The following is an 18,541-nucleotide window of genomic DNA, read 5'->3' on the forward strand; positions in this document are numbered from 1 at the left end:
TCCACACCTACATATGGAGAAATGTCGTTTTTTCGCAAAAAATAAAGCCGAGACCTCGGATCGGTCTCGGCACTATTTTCAACAACTAGCTAAATTTAGCCGTACTTATACGTCATGCCATGTCCGCCCTTCGGATACACCCAATCAATATTGTACGAAGGACAAGCAATGCGACACGTGCCGCATTCAATGCAATTTTCAAAAGCAACCGTCGTAATCTTGAGCTTCTTTTCCCACTCATACACATCGGAAGGACAGAAATAATTGCAGTCCTTGGTCACACAATTCAAGCAAGTTTGTTTATCTTTGATCACGAGGTGGGATTTATCATCGCATTTGTAACGAATGGTAAACAGTTTATCTGAAATATCACTTTGGCTCATCCGTTCATCGCCCTCCATCCCTTGTAGCCCAGCTTCATCAAGTTTACAGTGCCGCCAGCGGCATTTTTGATGAGCTTCATGGCCATTTTTTGCTTCTCGGCTTTCGTAATACCATCCACTAGGAACATGTTATAAGCAGCTTCATTAACAGCACGAGGCAACCTATCAAATAATAATTCGGGATCCTGCTCTTTCAAAAATTGGTGCATGCCTTTGTACTTCTGTAAATCCTTGTGAACAAAGGATTCGCGAATTTTATTATCGTAGAGATGCATGGTAGGTGCAGTAAAATCCCCGCGTGCCTTCGCTTCGATAATGGCTTCCCCGGCCAGACGACCCGAGGTCATCGCGAGATTTGTCCCCTCCCGGTGGACAAAGTTAATCAATTGCGCGGCATCGCCGCACACACACCAGCCATCACCAGATAAGGTAGGAATGGAGTGAAAGCCGCCCTCTGGAATCAGGTGACCGGAATATTCTTTGGTCTCCCCGCCTTGAATCAGCTTACGAATCATCGGATGCTGTTTGACAGCATCGAGCACGGCGTATGGCTTCACCTTTTTATCGCGCAAATGGTTCACCATCACACCGACCCCTAACGAGATCGTTTCTTTATTCGTGTACAAGAAGCCCATGCCCGCCATACCGAGCGAGGTTTCGCCCATGAATTCAATGGTGACCCCTTCGTCTCCCTCAAGCCCAAAGCGGTCCTCAATTTTCTCCCGTGGCAGCGCAATAACTTCTTTTACCGCCAATGACACCTCATCCGGCATCCATTCCTTATGAATCCCCATGGCTTTGCCTAGCAACGAGTTCACACCATCGGCAATGACAACAACATCCGCATACAAATCGCCGTCATCACGGTCAGTTCGCACACCTACAACTTTGTTGCCTTCCCGAATCACGTCTAGAGCCACGGTTTCGTAAATTGGAATCGCGCCCGCCGCTACGGCTTTTTCAGCGAACCATTGATCGAATTTAACCCGCAGGCCGGTGAAGCAGTTAAAGGGCTCCTTGTAGGCTTCATTGCGATGGCCGAACGTGACCATGGATTCTTTGCCCATCATCCAGATCCGCTGCTCAACAATGTAACGCTCCATCGGGAAGTTTTTCTCTGTCCAAAACTCTGGAACAAGCTCTTCAATTTGCTTCCGATAAAGGACGCCTCCGAAAATGTTTTTGGCACCTGGAAACTCGCCTCGTTCGAGCAGCACCACCGATAAGCCAGCTCGTGCCATGGTTAAGGCCGCAGCAGCTCCGGCTGGACCACCGCCAACGACGATCGCGTCGAATTTTTCGTTCATTTCGCTTCACTCCTCTCCCGAGCTTCGATTGCCTCTGACTGTGTCTGTGTGGTGGATATCGAGGCATCGACCACTGATGAAGGTTGAATGCCGAATAGTGTCCGACGCTTTCTGAATTCATCCGTGATCGCGGGGACAATTTTGAACAAATCGCCAACAAGGCCATAATGGGCAAATTGGAAAATTGGCGCCTTCTCATCCTTGTTGATCGCGACAACGACATCGGCATGGCTCATGCCGACCGTATGCTGCACCGCGCCAGAGATACCGATGGCGAAGTAGAGCTTCGGCCGCACCGTCGCGCCCGTCTGCCCTACTTGATGCTCGTGGCTGATCCAGCCCGCATCAACGGCGGCGCGGGACGCGCCAACGACACCGCCGAGCGCATCCGCTAGCTCGGCGAGCAGCTTGAAAGCCTCGGGCCCGCCCAAGCCGCGGCCCCCTGCAACGATAATCTCGCAGTCCTCGAGATTCAGCTTGCCTGTTTCGCGCAGGAATTCGAGCACCTGCGCGTCAATCTCTTCTTCCCGCATCGTTGCCTCGATGCGGATGATCTCGCCTTGGCGCGCCGCATCCTTCGGCAGCGCCTGAAACACGCCGGCGCGCGCTGTGGCCATCTGCGGCCGGTACTGCTTGCAGAGGATGGTGGCCATCATCTTCTCGGAGAAAGCCGGCCGGCTGGCCAGCAGCAGCCTTGACGGCGGCGGCTCCACGTCGAGCTGCGTCGTGTCGGCCGTCAGCCCCGTCGGCAGGTGCGTTGCGATCGCACCTGCCAAGTCGCGGCCTGTCGCTGTCGCGCCGAACAGCACGATCTCGGGCTTCGCATCCTCGATCAGCTTCAAGCAGACCCGGCTGTACGGTCGAGTCCTGTAATCGCGAAGCTCTGGGGCTTCGCAGAGGTAAACCCGGTCCGCGCCGTAAGCCACGGCCTCATCGGCGAGATGTGCGACATTCTCGCCGATGACGAGCGCCATGAGCGGCGCTTCCAGCTTCGCTGCCAGCTTCTTGCCTTCGCCCAGCAGCTGCCAAGACACCTTTTTCGCGATGCCTTCACGCTGCTCAACAACGATCAAAACCCCTCGATACGCTGACCAATCCGGCATCGATGGATCTATCTGTTCCGTTTCCTTTGCCATCGTGTCATCCTCCGTTCCTATCTATTAAGCCCAATCCAATAGGGTCTGCATGTCCTTCGTCAACAACTGGTCGGCTAGCTGAGCTGCCGCAGTTTCTGGACTATCAAAGGAGATCATTTGCGTTTTCACCGCTTTAATTTCGGGCACCCAGGTTTTGGCAACAATCGTTGGCGAGCCTTTAAGTCCAATCTTAGCCCGCTCCAAATCTGGGAAATCAGCCGTTGTCCAAACGGTAGGCTTGTATCGAGCTGCTCGAATCATGCCCGGAAGCGAAGCCCGTCTCACTTTATTCAGTTCTTTCAGCGCTGTTATCAGTACTGGCATGCTTGTCTCCACCACTTCAATGCCATCCTCCAACAGCCTATGAACGCGTACCTTACGATTTTCTTCATCGACTTTCACGACTTTGTTGACGTAGGTAAGTTGTTCCAAATCCAATCGACAGGCTACTCCCGGACCAACTTGTCCCGTATCGCCATCCAACGTTTGTTTGCCGCAAAAAACGATATCCACCGGCCCCCACGTTTCGGCAATTTTGCGAATCGTTCGCGCGACAACATACGAAGTAGCTAGCGTGTCCGCTCCTGCAAAACCACGATCCGTCACCAATACCGCATCATCGGCGCCTAGTGAGATGCATTCCTTGAGCCCTTTTTCAGCGGGGGGCGGCCCCATCGTGACTACCGTAATGCGCGCACCTTGCTCATCCTTAATGCGCAGCGCCTCTTCCAAGCCATGCATATCATAGAAATTCACAATGCTGGGGACACCTTGGCGAATGAGCGTATTATTCTTGGGATCAATGCGAATTTCTCTAGAATCCGGAACTTGTTTAATACAAACAACAATATGCAGCATCTCTGCACCCTCCTATTTCTGCGGGGACTGGCTTGCATGATTTCACAACGGACAGGTGAGTGCCTGTCATCATTGTGAAATTTGTCACGTAAATGTCGATACGGAATCGCTTTCAGGGCATCACATGACTTATCGAACAAGCAGAAAGATAAGAATCTAACACAGTATATGCGCGAAGGTGAGGAACTTGACTAAATCGTTGAAAAAATCAGATACATGCTCTCGCTCATGAACGCACTTATTCAGCTCTGTAGCGGTAAACTCGTTGTAATAGGCACTATCTCTCCTTAGTTCGACTGAGTATCTCACAAGAAGTCATTTTCTGTGATATCTACAAGGATTGATTGAGCGTATTTTTAGTGATTTCTAAATATAACCAAATAATATATCCACTTCGTATTACTTCAAAAATTGAAAACTAAGAAATAATACAGCTTGGTTCAAAATCTTATTGTAGATACCACAGAAATTAGTTTACCTCGATGGATTGGGGGTGGGGGGGGAAGGATGGGCTCGTTGAGGGTGGATGATTGGGCTTGCTTAGGCAGGATGCGTGGGATTTCTTAGGTGCAAGAATTGGGCTGCTTAGGCCGAATGAGTGGGCTCACTTTGGGTGTGTGAGTTGCTGAGAACTGACAAATAAGGAAAAGACTGTCCACTGGCTGTTTCAGCCTTATAGACAGTCTTACAAATACCACAGGCGTGCCAGTGAATTCGTTATGCGGCGTAGCCACATTCAAAGCTCCTTGGCGCGTGTTAGATACTTTTCTATTGCTGTTTGCTTAATTTTGTCCGTTCCGCTGCGGAAGCTATTGCTGCCCAATTCACCTAAATCGGGGAATGGCTCATCCAACGGATATGAGAGAAATGTTTAACGGGAAGCAGCTTTTATCGCATTGATAATCCTACTAACTATGCGCAGCAATCGCCTCATTGATCCTCTTCCGCACCTCGAGCATCCATTCCGTGCTGCGTGGATAGACGGAGAACGTAAGCGGCTCCTGCAAGCCATCCTCGATTAAAGCCACTGTACGCTCCTTGCCGATCAACGTCTCGAGCAGCTCTAAGGCTCGCAAATCCTGCAGCGCTTCATAGAATACCTCCAAACGAATCGACTCAATTGGCCCTGTTTCACCTGGATAAACCAGAAAGCTGTCTCCTGAAGGAAACGCATGCAAGGCATCCGTCACCTTAAATGGATCCAACGGTTTAATGGCATATTGGGAGTAATAAAAGTTATATCCCCAATGCAGAAATCCCTGTATGCCGAACTTATACAACTGCAATCCGATGATTCGGTTGCGTGCGGACGGCATGTTAAAGAAACGATTCGACACTTCTTTGTACTGGGCACAGCAGTAATACGTCCATAAATCAGGGACACCTGCTTCTAAGAAGGGTTTGATATGATCATTCGATGGAATCGGCCTCTGAACAATGCCTTGCTCATAGAAGGAGATCTCGGTCAGTGCATCAATGATCGGATATTCAGGTGGAAGAAGCTTCTGAACGAGATTACTTGCTTTCTTATACGTTTCCAAATGCGCCTCCACAGGCTCATCCGACACGTGGAAATAGCTACATGAAGCGATGCCAAGGCTACGGATGACGCGATCCAGATCAGGGATCAACTGGCTTAGAAAATTGGTGTAGGCCTCTCCAGTGGCATCCGTATCCCACCCGAAGATACGCTGCGATACTCCGCCCATCGTAGCTATAATTTTGGGCGTATGCTTGGCACCCCATTGCGTGAACAAATGAGAAAATTCGAAGTATTCGACCCCTTTGCTTTGGCAGAGCTCGACCCAGCGCTCCAAGTTCAAGTAGTCAAATTGATACGTCGTGCTTCCGTCGATACGCCCCTCAATGATTTGGACATCTATCAGCTGCACGGTTGGCCGCTCACCACCTATTACGGTGTCCAAGGGCGGTGTAAAGATCGGAGTTAGAATCATGTTAATCCCATGCTTAACGGCTGTACCGATAAAGTCACCCATAAGGCTCCAGTGCTCCTCACTGAATACTGGAACATTGTACTGCGTAGCAATGCAATCCGCATGAAACCATTCCGTATGGATCAGCTTCTGCTTAGGAAGCGTTGCGGAGAGGATTGTGAGCTCCAGCACTTCCTCACTTAGCTTCTCTCCCTCTGCGGACATGAAACCTACATGGACACTATACGTTCCTGCAACAACAGAAGCATCTAATTCAACATGAATCCAGATGGCTCTCCATTGACTAGGAAGTGCTGTTACAGTCTTCTCTTCAAGCGGATACAATGGATCTGGATACAACCCCGGCGCTGTGCGCAATACATGGAGATCATGGTCCCCATAGCAGGGCATTTCAGAAGGCACGAGTCCTACTGCACGAATTGTAAAAGGAAGACCAAGGGTTGAATACACCTCAATCCCTATGTTTTTCAATAATATATTCGAGGTATATGCAACCTGAAAGGCAAAGTTCTCACCTTTCAGCGCTGTTGCATGTGTATAGGCATCCTCGCGTGGAGCTTCATCTGCAAAAACCTTGGATAACGAGCTCAGGCTTATCGTTGTAAAAGATACCTTTGTCTCCATGTGCGTATACTCCCTCCAACTACCCATTCATCCGTTTTATTAGGCAGCTTATGTCCAATTCAATGATTGGAAAGTGCCTGTTTTTGCAGATTCCTGTGCCTTCATACACATTAGAGCACTCATTAAACCATCATCAAGCGTCGAAATGGAGCTCGCTGTCCCCTTCATGATCGCAGCAAAATTACGGGCCAGCTTCTCATCGCCACCGAAATGATTGCTACCAGCAGCAAGCTCATAGGTTTCCACACGCGCTGTATGATGCATATGCACCTTCACTTGACCTGTGTAGAAATCAAAATCTACCGTACCTTTATAGCCCATGAATCGCGCTCCACGAGCAGCGGCACCTCTGCGAATAAAGAAGTTTTGCGAGTATGACATATGCATACCGCTTTCATATCGGAACAGCGCACTTCCTGAATCTTCGTTCCCTGTATCTTCTGCATAACAGCAATATTGCCAGGTTGGATCTAGCTCTTCTGCAGCCCCAACGGTACTCTCCAAGCAGGTGCAATTATCTTCACAATCCACACATTTGAGTCCGGCAGATTTGTTTCCCTTGAATATTTGCTTGGACGTCATCGCACAGACGGCACTCGGATTCTGACCCAGCACAGCTTGGATATAGTCAAAATCATGGGTTGCTTTTTGCAGGAAAAGCCCTCCAGTTTCCTCCTCATTACGGTACCAGCTCTGAAAATAGACACGACCATACGGCACATTATTAATGGCTTGAACATGTTCAACCGTGCCAATTTTACCAGATTGAACGATTTCTTTAACCAGCTCCACAATGGAGGTTGCTCTTAAAGGGAAAGAAACAACGACAGGTGAAGTGGATGCCTCGTAGCCTTGTTTTAAACGTTGTAGATCTTCGAAGTTTGTAGCCACCGGCTTCTCAATATACAGGGGAAGATGATGTTGTAAAACCTTCAGCCCCATCGTCGTATGAAGATTACAGCGCGTGCCAATCATGGCCCCGTCTAATTGCTCTGATTCCAGCATTTGTTCTGGCGTATCATAATACTTGACGTGATGCCAACCTTTCTCATCTAGCTGAGCTTTAATCAGGTCCTTACGTATGTCTACAATCGCCGCAATTTGGCAGTCCGCATCTGCCTTCATCACTTCATGAATAACTGTTTCAATCCTTTTCCCATACCCAATTACACCTATCTTCATACTAGCTCCCCCTTAAACTCAACGATACCTTGATTATAAAAGATACCCCTCGCCTTTTCTTTGTCTTGAAAGCCGATTTTTTTGTTATTTCTGCTGTGATATGATAGACCTATACGCTTTGCATTGAAATATCAGGAGTGACACCAATGGCGATTAGCGAAACGAACTCAACCGAGTATCAGCGCACACATTTGAAGATGAGTCTAGTTATCCATAAAGTCATTACGATGCACTACTTCGAGTTTGGTAAGGATTATTCGTTCAATGGGGAGAAGCATAACTTCTGGGAGTTTCTCTATGTCGATCGTGGCGAGGTGGAGGTTCATGCAGATGAGAATCGTTACATACTCAAGCAAGGGTCCATTATTTTTCATAAACCCAATGAATTTCATAGCTTCTATGCAACCAAAGGTAAAGCTCCTAACTTAATCGTCATGACATTCGATTGTCATTCGAAAGCTATGCAATTTTTCGAGCAAAAAGTGCTGTATTTGGAGGATGAGGAGCGTAACCTACTTACCCAGATTGTGAGAGAAGGCCAGCAAGCTTTTCACTTTCCTTTCAGTCACCCCCTCGTGCGTCGGCAGGATGCACCTGTCGGAAGTGAGCAAATGCTGCAAAGCTATTTGGAAATTCTCTTATTGCGTTTAATTCGGAAAACCGCTTCAACTGAAGTTGACTTCCCGCTATCTACGGTTGCCAAAGAGAAGTTAGTCCACGATTTGACAACCAAAGTGATGGCCTATATGGCCGACCACCTCGATACCCATCTCACGCTGAACGAGATCAGCCAAGTGTTCTGTGTAGGCAAAACACAGCTCAAGGACCTTTTCAAAAAACATACGAACTATTCACTCATGGAGTATTTCGCCAAATTGAAAATCGATCAAGCTAAAATCCTGATTCGCGAAGAAACGTTTAATTTCACCGAGATTTCTAGGCGACTGGGTTTCAGTTCTGTCCACTATTTCTCCAAAGCTTTTAAGAAAGCGACGTTAATGAGTCCTTCGGAGTATGCAAGAACCGTCAAATCACGCATGTAAGTAATTATCTACTTTTACCTAAAAAAATCCCGAATGCTGCATCGTGGCAGTCATTCGGGATTTTGTTTATTCTTCCTCGTCTATCTCGACCTCATATATGCATTGGAATCGCTCCACACCGGGATATTTCTCGCCTAGACTGCGAATCACGAAGCCTACATTACGGTAAAATTGCACAGCGTCTTCATCCGTTTCCACCGTGATTCGGGTAGGTTGCATGTCCTCAATGATTTCAAGCAGCATGCCACGGCCAAAGCCAACACCTCTGCTCTCAGGCTCGACCGCTAGATGACTCAGCTTCATCTCTTGCCTCGCGTTCATCTTAAAACCAATGATTCCTACAAGGATTCCTTCGGACTCGTAAGCAAACAACCAAGAGTCCTCATCTTTTTCATATAGGCTTAAGGCTGACTGTAAGCTATCATCGTCAGGAAAAACACTGTAGCCAAGCAATTCCTGGATTTCACCTTCATGCAGTCGGGATTTCACATTCAATAACACGTGTATTCACTTCTTTCTTTCGTCGTATATCTTTCCATAATCTACTAACTTTGGCATGCTGTCAACTTGAAGCCGATTGTAGTTCTTTCCGCATCGTGCGAATCGCTAATGGCACTGCAAATGCAACTATGCTTGCTACTAACCCATAAACGAACATCCCATGGATACCCGTATAAAAGTCGCTTGATTTCGTAACAATCGAACCCATCACGGTCACACTTACCGCAGTGCCGATATTCCGGGCGAAAAGCTGAAGCGAGGTTGAAATCCCCTTCTGATGGGCCTCCACTAACTGCTGAGCACCAATCGTAGATACTGTAAACAGCAGTCCAAACGAAAGACCCAACATCGTTAGCGTGCTGAATACATACCAAAATGAGGTGCCTTCACGGATAAAGAAAAGCAACACTGCGGTGACGATTAGTAGAGCGTTTCCCGTTAGGAGCAGCGGCTTGTAACCAAAGCGGATCACCCATTTCCCACTAGGGACTGCAACTGCCATCCACCCGATAGATGTACTAAGCAGCGCAATGCCGCTGACGAATAGCGAGTGCCCTTGATTTTGCAAAAACAAGGGAATATAGCTGGCCGTCCCGAAAAGTGCGGCGCAGCTGAGAAATGAACCGCCTATCATGAAGGCGACTGGTCGATTCCGCATCAAATTCAAAGGAACAATTGGGGCTGCATGCCCTTTTTCATATAGGAAGAAAACGACAAGCAGGACTACACCAACGGCACCATATATGTAGGTATAGGATTCGACCACAGTTATTAGAAGTAAGGACGAAATCCCTGCGGCAAACAATATTGCCCCCCAATAGTCGATCACGGCTTTCTTCGGTTGATACACTTCTTTGTAGGGAAGCAGGGCAAGCAAGGCAATGAGACAAATCGGGACATTCACGTAGAAAATCCAGCGCCAGCTCATGTAGGTTACAAAAAACGTTCCTAATGAGGGTGCTAATATGGCGGATAATCCCCACATACCTGTGAAAAAAGCTTGCACCTTCCCCCGCTGCTCCACCGGGTAGATATCGCCAGCAATAATCGATGGAAATGGCATCATCACTCCTGCGCCAATCCCTTGAATGGCCCGGAAAATAATGAGCTGCACCATACTATCCGATAATCCGCAGAGGACAGAACCCCCGAGAAACAATAGAATGCCTGCGGCATATATCCTTTTACGCCCAAATAGATCGGATAAACGTCCTGCTAACGGAGCAAGAACCGTTGAAAGCACCATATAGGAGGTAAATGCCCAGGCATACAGGCTATTCCCACCAATGTCATTCACAATGATCGGCATCGTTGTATTGGCAATTGTCGTATCCATTGACGCGACTAACATGGCCAGTACGATACTGACCATCACGGTAGTTCGATTACGCATGATTAATCCTCCCAAAGCTGACTTTGACACATCTATCTATTGTACCTGATTCCAGATTCGAAGAATAGCAAGATATTTACTCGGGATAAAGGAACGGGCCTGGAAAATTTCTCTTTACAAATGCCATTTTCGGAACTAAAATTAATCCAATGTGTTTAGTGGGTAATTGAAAAGAGGACATGACAACATGACTTTGAGTATTATTCTAATGGGCGTTATTGTTGGATTTCTGGTCGGAATGACAGGTGTAGGCGGCGCTTCCTTACTGACTCCGATACTCATCTTAATTGGTATTCATCCTTCTATAGCTGTAGGTACAGACCTTCTTTACAATTCGATTACGAAGCTTTTCGGTACGATCCAGCATTGGCGGCAGAAAACAATCGACTTTAAGCTGGTCAAAATGCTTGCTCTCGGGAGTATTCCGGGTGTAATCGTTGCAGTCGTATTCCTGAAATTTTTCGAATCTTTCTTTGACAATCAAGAAGTCGTTATCAAGCATGCGCTCGGCTATGTACTCATTCTGGTTGCCTTCGCGACGCTGTTCAAAGTGTTCTTCGGACACCGACTGAAAGAAAATCGCTGGCAGCTGAAATCCTTAGAAGAGAAACGCTGGTTGACGATAACGATTGGTGCGGTTCTTGGCTTCATCGTTGGTCTTACGTCTATTGGCTCCGGTTCCTTATATGCCATTGCCATGCTCTACTTTTTCCGAATGATTCCCGTTCAGCTTGTTGGTACGGATATCGCACACGCCTTTCTTCTCTCGTCAACAGCGGGTATCCTACATGCTAGCATGGGGAATGTGAATTTCACTCTCGTCTTCAATCTTGTAATTGGTTCGATTCCTGGCGTGCTTATCGGAAGTATGCTAGCGAAGAAGGCTCCTACCACTGTGCTACGCACGATTATCGCTGCCTTAGTATTAATTAGCGGCATTAAATTAATTTAACATGTGAAGCAGAGCCCTTGGCTCTGCTTTTTTTATCGCTTGGGACTCGTATGTCGGATTTTGCGGTTACCCGGGAAATAACGAATTCATTGCCCATATGTGATGCCCATTTTTCATTAGAAATAGGCCAATGCCTACACCGTGATACTTGTCTCTCTCATACGCTGTGAAGAACAACATGTGATCATAAAGGAGCGCTACTGCACATGCAGCGACTAATGTGTAAAGGGAAGATTCATCGCGCGACCGTAACGGAAGCCGATTTGGATTATGTAGGCAGCATTACCATTGATGGATTACTGATGCGCAAAGCAAATATTTATCCCTATGAAATGGTTCAAGTCACCAGTCTGCGTAATGCCACACGTTGGAAAACGTACGCGATTCCCGCTCCAGAAGGCTGCGGCAAAATCGGATTAAACGGTCCGCCTGCCCATCTCTTCTCCCCTGGTGACCTCGTGATTATTCTCAGTATGGGTCTGATGAACGAAGAGGAAATTCGTGCACTCAAGCCGCAGGTTGTCTTCGTTGATGAACGCAACCAGCTTCTTCAAGTGGAGGAACATGATGTAGTTATTCAAAGGCAAGAAGAGAAAGCCTATGAGTAATCTCTCGACAAGTAAATGGACCAAATATAAAATACTGCGCAAGTCAAAGAGGCTTCATGCATATCTGCCTGAAACCGAATGGTTGAGTGTTAGCAGCTTCTGGCGCATGTTAACTAAATATGGTCAAATCATTCTCAAACCGACTGGCAGTTATGGCGGGAACGGTGTGATCCGGGTCAAAATTGTCAATAGCTCAACCTATGAATTTCAAGATGGAGCTAAGAAACGGACGTATACCGCTCTAGAGGAAGTCAATGCGTTTATCAAGAAAAAAGCCAGGACAAATTACATCGTCCAACAGCGTATCAACCTTGCCACCAAGAATGGCCGTCCCTTCGATCTTAGAGTGATGGTTCAACGTCACCCTAAATCGGATTGGCAAGTAACAGGGATGCTTGCGAAAGTGGCCGGCAAAGGCTTTATTGTTACGAATATTCGCAGGAGCGGTGGCAAGGTTGTCACGGTAGAGAACGCGCTCCAGCACTCTGGACTTCAGAAACTGCAGACTTCTGCGCTCATCGCTGACCTGCACGCGGTTGCACTGCGAACTGCTGCGCAGCTAGGTCCCTCCTACCGTTGGGTCAAAACGATGGGAATTGACATGGCTTTTGATAAACAGGGGCATGTGTGGATTATCGAAGTGAATTTCGCCCCCATGCTCGAACTATTCTTAAAACTTCCTAACAAAGCTGCGTTCCACAAAATCAAATCATTTCATGCAAGCAGGAAAAAACAATGAAGGCTCCTGCCAGAGACGCTGAGGAGGCCCAGAAATGATACAAAGGGAGCTGTATTGCTCACGATGTTCTGCAAGGCTGCCCTTCCGCTATCAAGACATGAAATGCCAGTGCGGGGGCACTTTATTGGTTGACTATGATCTCGAGCACGTTGCGCGTTCCTTCACGAAACAATCCCTACAGCTGCGTTACCCCTCGATGTGGAGATATTACGAACTGCTGCCGGTACGCGATCAAGCAACTATCATCACCTTAGGTGAAGGCTGGACGCCTCTCCTGCGGATGCCGAGCTGGGAAAGCAAGCTTTCACTTAAACGTCTGTGGATCAAGAGAGAAGAACAGAATCCTACAGGCAGCTTCAAATCACGAGGATTTTCTGTTGCAGTTTCTTTATTGAAAGAAGCTGGAGCTACGAAGGCCGCCGTTCCTTCCAATGGGAATGCGGCAGGCGCATTGGCAGCTTATGCTGGCAGGGCCGGTATTCAAGCGTATGTCTTTATCCCCATGGACTGCCCCTCTCTCATTGTCGATGAGTGCCCATTGTATGGGGCAATGACCGTTCTTGTCGATGGCTTTATTCATGATGCCGCGGCGATTATCGAGTCTGGTCGAGCGGAGCAAGGCTGGGTAAATGTCGGAACTTTGAAGGAGCCCGGCAGGGTTGAGGGCAAAAAAACGATGGGACTTGAGCTTGCCGAGCAGCTAGGATGGACATTCCCTGATGTGATCATCTATCCCACAGGCGGCGGCTCCGGTATTATTGGCATGTGGAAAGCATTCCTGGAGCTGAAATCCTTAGGCTTCATCCATGGCGATATGCCAAGATTCGTTTGTGTCCAAGAGGAAGGCTGTCAGCCGATTGTCAATGGTGTACTTAACACGACGCAAAGCGCTGTCAGTGATACTGCTCAGCCTGAAAAAGGGAAAATCATCCCCAATCCGACGGGGATGCGTGTCCCCAATCCCCCGGATTTGGGACTGCTTCTGTCGATTGTTGAGCAAAGCGGAGGAACTGCCATCGCGGTTTCGAAAGCGCAAATTGCGGAAGCCACGCAAAGCTTAGGTTCGGAAGGTATTTCCTCTTCACCGGAAGGTGCGGCGACATGGGCAGCGATGCTTGCCCTTTGTGACAAAGGCTGGCTTCGTCCTACCGACTCCGTCGTGCTGTTCAACACATCACATGCGATGAAATATGCGAAGCTCGGAGCGAGTACAGCTATTCCCATCATTCGAACCTATGATGACTTCATGATTTATCAGAACTTATAACTTCACCCCTAAGGCCGCTTCTTCTCTCGAGTTAGTCGAATTTATCGACGAACTCAGTTCATTTCGCCTCTGCCTCGATCGAGTTACTCGAATTTATCGACGAACTCGGCTCATTTCGCCTCTGCCTCGATCGAGTTACTCGAATTTATCGACGAACTCAGCTCATTTCGCTTCTACCTCGATCGAGTTACTCGAATTTATCGACTAACTCGGCTCATTTCGCTTCTACCTCGATCGAGTTACTCGAATTTATCGACTAACTCGGCTCATTTCGCTTCTACCTCGATCGAGTTACTCGAATTTATCGACTAACTCGGCATGAATTGCCCCTCCGGCACCCATTAGTCCGAAATAATCGAATTAAACTCACTGTCCGCATCATCAATTCTTAATTAGTCCTAAATAACCTAACTAAATCGCCACAAACAACCCCCATCCAAGCAAAATGGATAGATAGTTCGGCAAAATCTTACCATTTCTTCTTATTTGTATAGAGTTCTCGTTTTAATTCGGAGATATCGGACTAACGCAAATTCCGGCGAGGAGCCAACGTGGACAGCAGTGATGTAGTTTTGATAAGAAGCAAATGTAGTATGAAAAGACGACAGCCAGGAGGGAATTCCTCCTGGCTGTCGTCTTTTCGATCCTTATTGACCTAAATTATTTTCCTCATACAAACGGTACATCGCTTGAATTAGCGGTTCTGCTGGGTCACGATTCAATAAATATAACGTCATCAAATATTGCAAAGGTAGTGCACATGTATTATTGCCTTCTTCAACTGCTACAAAGCCAGCCTCAAGAACCGGGCCATGCTCTTCATGAAGCTCAAGATCTACGTAGATCTTCTGCTCAGGGAATTCCTCGCGAACTGCAGCCGCACAGTATGGAACAATATGCTTGTCCAACAATTCTTTGGCTTCATCTTCGGATTGTGGTGGATTCGGAAGAAGGTGACTTTCGTCGCTTCTCAACAAATCAACGAAGAAAGAGGACATCCACAAACCTGCATTTGGATTCGTTTGGAAATTTCTCATAATTTCATTTAAGAAAAATCCGCATGCTGTGGACTTCTCATCTTTTTTAAGTGTAAAAGCAAACATCGGACCATAGGTTGGATTATTACCAATTTGACCATCAACTTCATACTCAGGAAATTGTTCTTTCACAATTTCTAGGATATGTTGGAACCATGTAATAATGACTTGGGCCTGATCACGTTCTGGATCATGTTCGTTCTCTACGAGTGCTTCTGTTTCGATATCTTTGTCTGTCATTGTCGTTAAAGCCTCCTGAATCATTCTTAATGGCACGAATATTTCTATTGTAACGCATTTACGCCAGATCAGAAAGTATATGTTGTAATTTACATGGCGTAAAGCAATTTCAAGCAGCAACTAGCTTCATCATCAGTATGCCTACCATCGCAATGGCTAATCCAGATTGTTCCAGCTTCGAGAATTTATCCTTCAGAATAAATCGCGTATACAGCAACACAATCAAGACATTGAGGGCAACAACTGCCGAAACAAGTCCAGTTATCCCATGTGCAAACCCATGAATGATGAGAATCATCCCCAACACATTGGTAATGCCGACAACCATCCCAAATAGGAACGTCTTACGTTCAGTCCATGTTCTCGTAATTCCTTCCGATTGCTTCGCGGCGGTCATCTTCTTATCTCTCCACCACCAAATGGCGAAGCAAATTGTGCCTGTTGCAAACATATAGAACAACGTTGGAAATAATGAAGCATGAACAAGGGTTGTCCATTTACTGGACAAGTCATTGGCCGCAAATAAAAGAAGCGCAACGACGCCCCAACCTGCACCCTGTAAGTTTTTCAACGTAATATCATTGGAATACCTGACAAATAAAATACCGATTACAATGACAACAAAGGCAAACAGCTGAAGCAAGTTCAGCCGTTCACCCCATAGGACATAGGCAAATAGTACAACAACTACCGAGGGCAGCCCTGTCAAAATCGCGACTAACGAGGCCTTACCCACTGCAAAGCCTTTGAACATACTGGCGTTGGCTCCGAAGGAAAACAACCCCATTTGAATCCCAATAAGCGCCGAAACTTCCCACTCTGACTGCCAGATAAGGGCACATGCTAAACTCACAACTGCGCCCATAGCAAAGGTACCACAGAGCAGTACATTACGATTCAGTGATTGCTGACTTGACCAATGATAAAGAATACCTCGCAGGCCAAAGCATAGCGCCGCGAGGACGGAAAATAGGAGCCACATGATGTTTATTACCTCATTCTTTCTATACATGCTTGCTTGGTTATTTCTCTGTTAATCGAACTAATATCGCATCGCCGCCGGCAGATACTTTGACTTCGGCAAACTTCGCATTTTGTTCGTAATTCGTACCCGTACCTTCCGGGATAAAGAAAGTTTCAATGCCATAATTAATCCCTTCATAGCCCACTCTTTCACCATTCAAGCGGACTTCATCAGGTGCAAGCTGTTCTCCAGACTTATATTCCCGACGGAACTCATAGACATCTGAGGAACTGCTAGGTGTAAGTACAACGGCAATTTTCCCTTTGGACGTCCGTTCTTCCAGATTATCTTGATAGATCGGCGGATCGGAAATCACGTAACGCAAGCGAACATAGTCACCTTGTATCAATGAACGCGGATCCAGCGGCTGCAGCTGCAGCTTAATCAGCTTGCCATGGCTGAGGAGATACTCACTCTTGCCGATTTGCAACGACATTGCTGCTACTTGCAATAAAACTAATAGTGCGATGATCCAACGGTTCGCTCCATAAGCAGGACGAGGAAGCGTAGTCTCGTCTGGTTCAAGTCCCTGCCTCTTTTCAATCCACACCGTAAACCCTAGAATCAGAATTCCGATAATGGCGAAGCTAATTGATTTATGCAGGAGCTTCCAGGCCAGATCGTAGTATTTGTACACGAGGAAAGCTATCCAGAAGCCCATTGACCATGCGAATATCCATCGAACCTGAAGCTGTCTGCTTATTAGGATCGCTGCTAGAACTAGCAGGGAGAATAGGACATTCGTAGCATAATACCACCCAGACTCTGTCATAAAGGTTAATGCGAATAACGATAACAAGAAGGCTGGCAGGCTGCTATATAAGACTGGCTCACGGAATGTTGCCTGACGGATCAGTTGACCACCAGCGAACAGCAGGAACAGCAAGCCAGACAGGATACTAAGAACAGCGACACCATCATTGATCCAATCGAATAATACAAAAGCCAGAATGATGACAGAAGCTAAGTAAAACAGAATCCTTGTCACCAAGCCATTCAAATATAAGAAAGCAACTAGAGTTAGCGCTAGGAAGATGAGCAGCATCGAAGATTGCTCTGTGCCGACAGCCGCGCCAGTCCCCAGCATCAGCCCACTAATCAAAATCGTAAAACGCGCCAATACATTGAATTTCTTCGCAGCTAACATCCCGATGACGGACAGGAAACCATATCCGATCAAGATATTGGCAGGATCATCAAACCCTAGAACCACTGTCACAAGTCCAATTAGCGTAAAACTGCCTAACAATGAACCGATGATAATGACGGAAATGGTAAGTACGCGTACGACCCATTTCGTGAAGTCACCATCGCCTTTGCCATCCTTCGTGGATTCTCCACCTGTGCCCTCTTCCATTTTCTCAGAGGCGGGCTTCCAGGCACGCACATAATTCATAAACATAACATTTGCGCCAATAAACACTATCACGAACAACAAGCTCACGATAAAAAATAATTCATTATGATACTCAATGATCAGTTCGACGTATTTCGTGGTGATCGCGGCTGAAATCCAAAGCCCTGCGAACAACAGATACACTTTATTCTGTGTCCGATGCGCATACATCACTGCAAGTGCAAGCACAGCAGCAAGAGGCACATTCATCCAGATCCCATAATGCTCAAACGTATGAGACACTGACATGATAATAAATATACAAATTGTCGCTTGAAAGGTCACCCATTTGAGAAATGGTGAATGTAAACGCTTCTTCTCAAACAGGACGAACAAAGTGCCGTTCACAACCGCTAGACCTAACCAAATGGCGATTGTAGTCCCTTCCGCTTCGGAATAGCTCCCCCATTTCGGGAAAAAGAACAATCCATAAGCTAGATGGCCAAGAATATAACTTAACACATAATAGGGCTGCCATCGGGTTAGAATCGCATATAGAATAGCTGGCAGGAACCAAACAAGAAATAGGCTGTAACTGTCTGCATGGGAATTGTAGGTTTGACCAATCAGTCCGACGCCAACACCGAAGGAAATACAACTAGCAAACAGGCTTAATTTACTTAAAAACTCTCTTCCTACTTGGCGAGAAAGCCAAACGGATAGACCATAGAACCCTATAATGAGCACGAATACTGGAATAAATTTCTCTAATCGGTTTAACTTCTCCCAGTTCGAAGCGAAGAAGTAACCGATAGCAGTTAAAAGAGCACTGGCCCCCAATACATAACCAAGTTGGATCATGATTTTGCTGGATTTCATGCTGTTTTCCCTCCTCTCGACTTACTACTAATTGTACAGGAGATCACCGATTTGAGAAGTACTATCTATTCCTAGTA

The 18,541-nt window shown here is 46.9% G+C and carries 16 protein-coding genes and 1 pseudogene; 5 read left to right on the forward strand and 12 right to left on the reverse strand.

All coding sequences use genetic code 11. The features are described 5' to 3' along the window. Nucleotides 1–95 precede the first annotated feature (95 nt). From AC58QC_RS14340 to AC58QC_RS14370, 7 genes and pseudogenes are all read right to left on the reverse strand, one after another. Nucleotides 96–383: a ferredoxin family protein gene (locus tag AC58QC_RS14340; protein WP_028554142.1), complete on the reverse strand. Its 288-nt coding sequence runs from the start codon at nt 381–383 to the stop codon at nt 96–98. Next, the gene (locus tag AC58QC_RS14345; protein ID WP_497415798.1) at nt 380–1,690 is read right to left on the reverse strand and encodes an FAD-dependent oxidoreductase; all 1,311 of its coding nucleotides are present in this window, start codon (nt 1,688–1,690) and stop codon (nt 380–382) included. Before AC58QC_RS14345 ends, AC58QC_RS14340 begins: the two co-directional genes overlap by 4 nt. Further along, complete coding sequence (locus AC58QC_RS14350) at nt 1,687–2,826, reverse strand: electron transfer flavoprotein subunit alpha/FixB family protein (RefSeq protein ID WP_497415799.1); 1,140 nt, start codon at nt 2,824–2,826, stop codon at nt 1,687–1,689. Before AC58QC_RS14350 ends, AC58QC_RS14345 begins: the two co-directional genes overlap by 4 nt. A 24-nt stretch (nt 2,827–2,850) precedes the next feature. Next, nucleotides 2,851–3,684, reverse strand: coding sequence for an electron transfer flavoprotein subunit beta/FixA family protein (locus AC58QC_RS14355; RefSeq protein ID WP_497415800.1), 834 nt, complete (start codon nt 3,682–3,684; stop codon nt 2,851–2,853). A 701-nt stretch (nt 3,685–4,385) separates the two neighbouring features. Further along, nucleotides 4,386–4,552: pseudogene (locus AC58QC_RS14360) on the reverse strand (LLM class flavin-dependent oxidoreductase); the annotation flags it as partial. A 40-nt stretch (nt 4,553–4,592) separates the two neighbouring features. Continuing rightward, nucleotides 4,593–6,263 carry a DUF4091 domain-containing protein gene (locus tag AC58QC_RS14365; protein WP_497415801.1) on the reverse strand — a complete coding sequence of 557 codons (1,671 nt, stop codon included), beginning with the start codon at nt 6,261–6,263 and terminating at the stop codon, nt 4,593–4,595. Nucleotides 6,264–6,311: 48 nt separating this feature from the next. Further along, nucleotides 6,312–7,445, reverse strand: coding sequence for a Gfo/Idh/MocA family protein (locus AC58QC_RS14370; protein ID WP_497415802.1), 1,134 nt, complete (start codon nt 7,443–7,445; stop codon nt 6,312–6,314). Between the two features lie 146 nt (nt 7,446–7,591). Between AC58QC_RS14370 and AC58QC_RS14375 the strand changes: the two genes are divergently transcribed. Then, on the forward strand, nt 7,592–8,488 hold the full coding sequence (locus tag AC58QC_RS14375) for a helix-turn-helix domain-containing protein (RefSeq protein WP_497415803.1): 897 nt from the start codon (nt 7,592–7,594) through the stop codon (nt 8,486–8,488). A gap of 66 nt (nt 8,489–8,554) precedes the next feature. Here the strand turns inward: AC58QC_RS14375 and AC58QC_RS14380 are convergent, their stop codons facing one another. Both AC58QC_RS14380 and AC58QC_RS14385 read right to left on the reverse strand, forming a co-directional pair. Continuing rightward, nucleotides 8,555–8,989, reverse strand: coding sequence for a GNAT family N-acetyltransferase (locus tag AC58QC_RS14380; protein ID WP_497415804.1), 435 nt, complete (start codon nt 8,987–8,989; stop codon nt 8,555–8,557). 61 nt (nt 8,990–9,050) lie between these two features. Then, entirely contained in the window at nt 9,051–10,382 is a 1,332-nt protein-coding gene (locus AC58QC_RS14385) for an MFS transporter (protein WP_497415805.1), read from the reverse strand. Between the two features lie 187 nt (nt 10,383–10,569). On the opposite strand from AC58QC_RS14385, the gene AC58QC_RS14390 reads away from it, so the two are divergent. From AC58QC_RS14390 to AC58QC_RS14405, 4 genes are all read left to right on the forward strand, one after another. After that, nucleotides 10,570–11,334, forward strand: coding sequence for a sulfite exporter TauE/SafE family protein (locus tag AC58QC_RS14390; RefSeq protein WP_497415806.1), 765 nt, complete (start codon nt 10,570–10,572; stop codon nt 11,332–11,334). 206 nt (nt 11,335–11,540) lie between these two features. Next, nucleotides 11,541–11,942 (forward strand): aspartate 1-decarboxylase, encoded by a 402-nt coding sequence (gene panD, locus AC58QC_RS14395; protein ID WP_497415807.1) that lies wholly within the window; start codon nt 11,541–11,543, stop codon nt 11,940–11,942. Further along, nucleotides 11,935–12,681 carry a YheC/YheD family protein gene (locus AC58QC_RS14400; protein WP_497415808.1) on the forward strand — a complete coding sequence of 249 codons (747 nt, stop codon included), beginning with the start codon at nt 11,935–11,937 and terminating at the stop codon, nt 12,679–12,681. The genes panD and AC58QC_RS14400 overlap by 8 nt, the downstream gene beginning before the upstream one ends. Before the next feature lie 34 nt (nt 12,682–12,715). Then, a complete protein-coding gene (locus AC58QC_RS14405) occupies nt 12,716–13,948 on the forward strand; it encodes a threonine synthase (RefSeq protein WP_497415809.1) in 1,233 nt (410 codons plus the stop codon). A 647-nt stretch (nt 13,949–14,595) separates the two neighbouring features. Here AC58QC_RS14405 and AC58QC_RS14410 read toward each other — a convergent pair. The 3 genes from AC58QC_RS14410 to AC58QC_RS14420 form a co-directional block, all read right to left on the reverse strand. Beyond that, the gene (locus AC58QC_RS14410; RefSeq protein ID WP_497415810.1) at nt 14,596–15,225 is read right to left on the reverse strand and encodes a hypothetical protein; all 630 of its coding nucleotides are present in this window, start codon (nt 15,223–15,225) and stop codon (nt 14,596–14,598) included. 109 nt (nt 15,226–15,334) lie between these two features. Then, the gene (locus AC58QC_RS14415) at nt 15,335–16,207 is read right to left on the reverse strand and encodes an EamA family transporter (RefSeq protein ID WP_497415811.1); all 873 of its coding nucleotides are present in this window, start codon (nt 16,205–16,207) and stop codon (nt 15,335–15,337) included. A gap of 40 nt (nt 16,208–16,247) precedes the next feature. Beyond that, complete coding sequence (locus tag AC58QC_RS14420) at nt 16,248–18,464, reverse strand: GDYXXLXY domain-containing protein (RefSeq protein ID WP_497415812.1); 2,217 nt, start codon at nt 18,462–18,464, stop codon at nt 16,248–16,250. Nucleotides 18,465–18,541: the final 77 nt, after the last annotated feature.

Source organism: Paenibacillus sp. J22P51 (assembly GCF_059692215.1).

Bases quoted from the DNA above. Each gene is read 5' to 3' on its own strand.
- AC58QC_RS14375 (WP_497415803.1), top strand. From the start codon at position 7,592: ATGGCGATTAGCGAAACGAACTCAACCGAGTATCAGCGCACACATTTG.
- AC58QC_RS14385 (WP_497415805.1), bottom strand. From the start codon at position 10,382: ATGCGTAATCGAACTACCGTGATGGTCAGTATCGTACTGGCCATGTTA.
- AC58QC_RS14420 (WP_497415812.1), bottom strand. From the start codon at position 18,464: ATGAAATCCAGCAAAATCATGATCCAACTTGGTTATGTATTGGGGGCC.
- AC58QC_RS14345 (WP_497415798.1), bottom strand. From the start codon at position 1,690: ATGAACGAAAAATTCGACGCGATCGTCGTTGGCGGTGGTCCAGCCGGA.
- AC58QC_RS14355 (WP_497415800.1), bottom strand. From the start codon at position 3,684: ATGCTGCATATTGTTGTTTGTATTAAACAAGTTCCGGATTCTAGAGAA.
- AC58QC_RS14405 (WP_497415809.1), top strand. From the start codon at position 12,716: ATGATACAAAGGGAGCTGTATTGCTCACGATGTTCTGCAAGGCTGCCC.
- panD (WP_497415807.1), top strand. From the start codon at position 11,541: ATGCAGCGACTAATGTGTAAAGGGAAGATTCATCGCGCGACCGTAACG.
- AC58QC_RS14410 (WP_497415810.1), bottom strand. From the start codon at position 15,225: ATGACAGACAAAGATATCGAAACAGAAGCACTCGTAGAGAACGAACAT.
- AC58QC_RS14370 (WP_497415802.1), bottom strand. From the start codon at position 7,445: ATGAAGATAGGTGTAATTGGGTATGGGAAAAGGATTGAAACAGTTATT.
- AC58QC_RS14415 (WP_497415811.1), bottom strand. From the start codon at position 16,207: ATGTGGCTCCTATTTTCCGTCCTCGCGGCGCTATGCTTTGGCCTGCGA.
- AC58QC_RS14350 (WP_497415799.1), bottom strand. From the start codon at position 2,826: ATGGCAAAGGAAACGGAACAGATAGATCCATCGATGCCGGATTGGTCA.
- AC58QC_RS14390 (WP_497415806.1), top strand. From the start codon at position 10,570: ATGACTTTGAGTATTATTCTAATGGGCGTTATTGTTGGATTTCTGGTC.
- AC58QC_RS14365 (WP_497415801.1), bottom strand. From the start codon at position 6,263: ATGGAGACAAAGGTATCTTTTACAACGATAAGCCTGAGCTCGTTATCC.
- AC58QC_RS14400 (WP_497415808.1), top strand. From the start codon at position 11,935: ATGAGTAATCTCTCGACAAGTAAATGGACCAAATATAAAATACTGCGC.
- AC58QC_RS14340 (WP_028554142.1), bottom strand. From the start codon at position 383: ATGAGCCAAAGTGATATTTCAGATAAACTGTTTACCATTCGTTACAAA.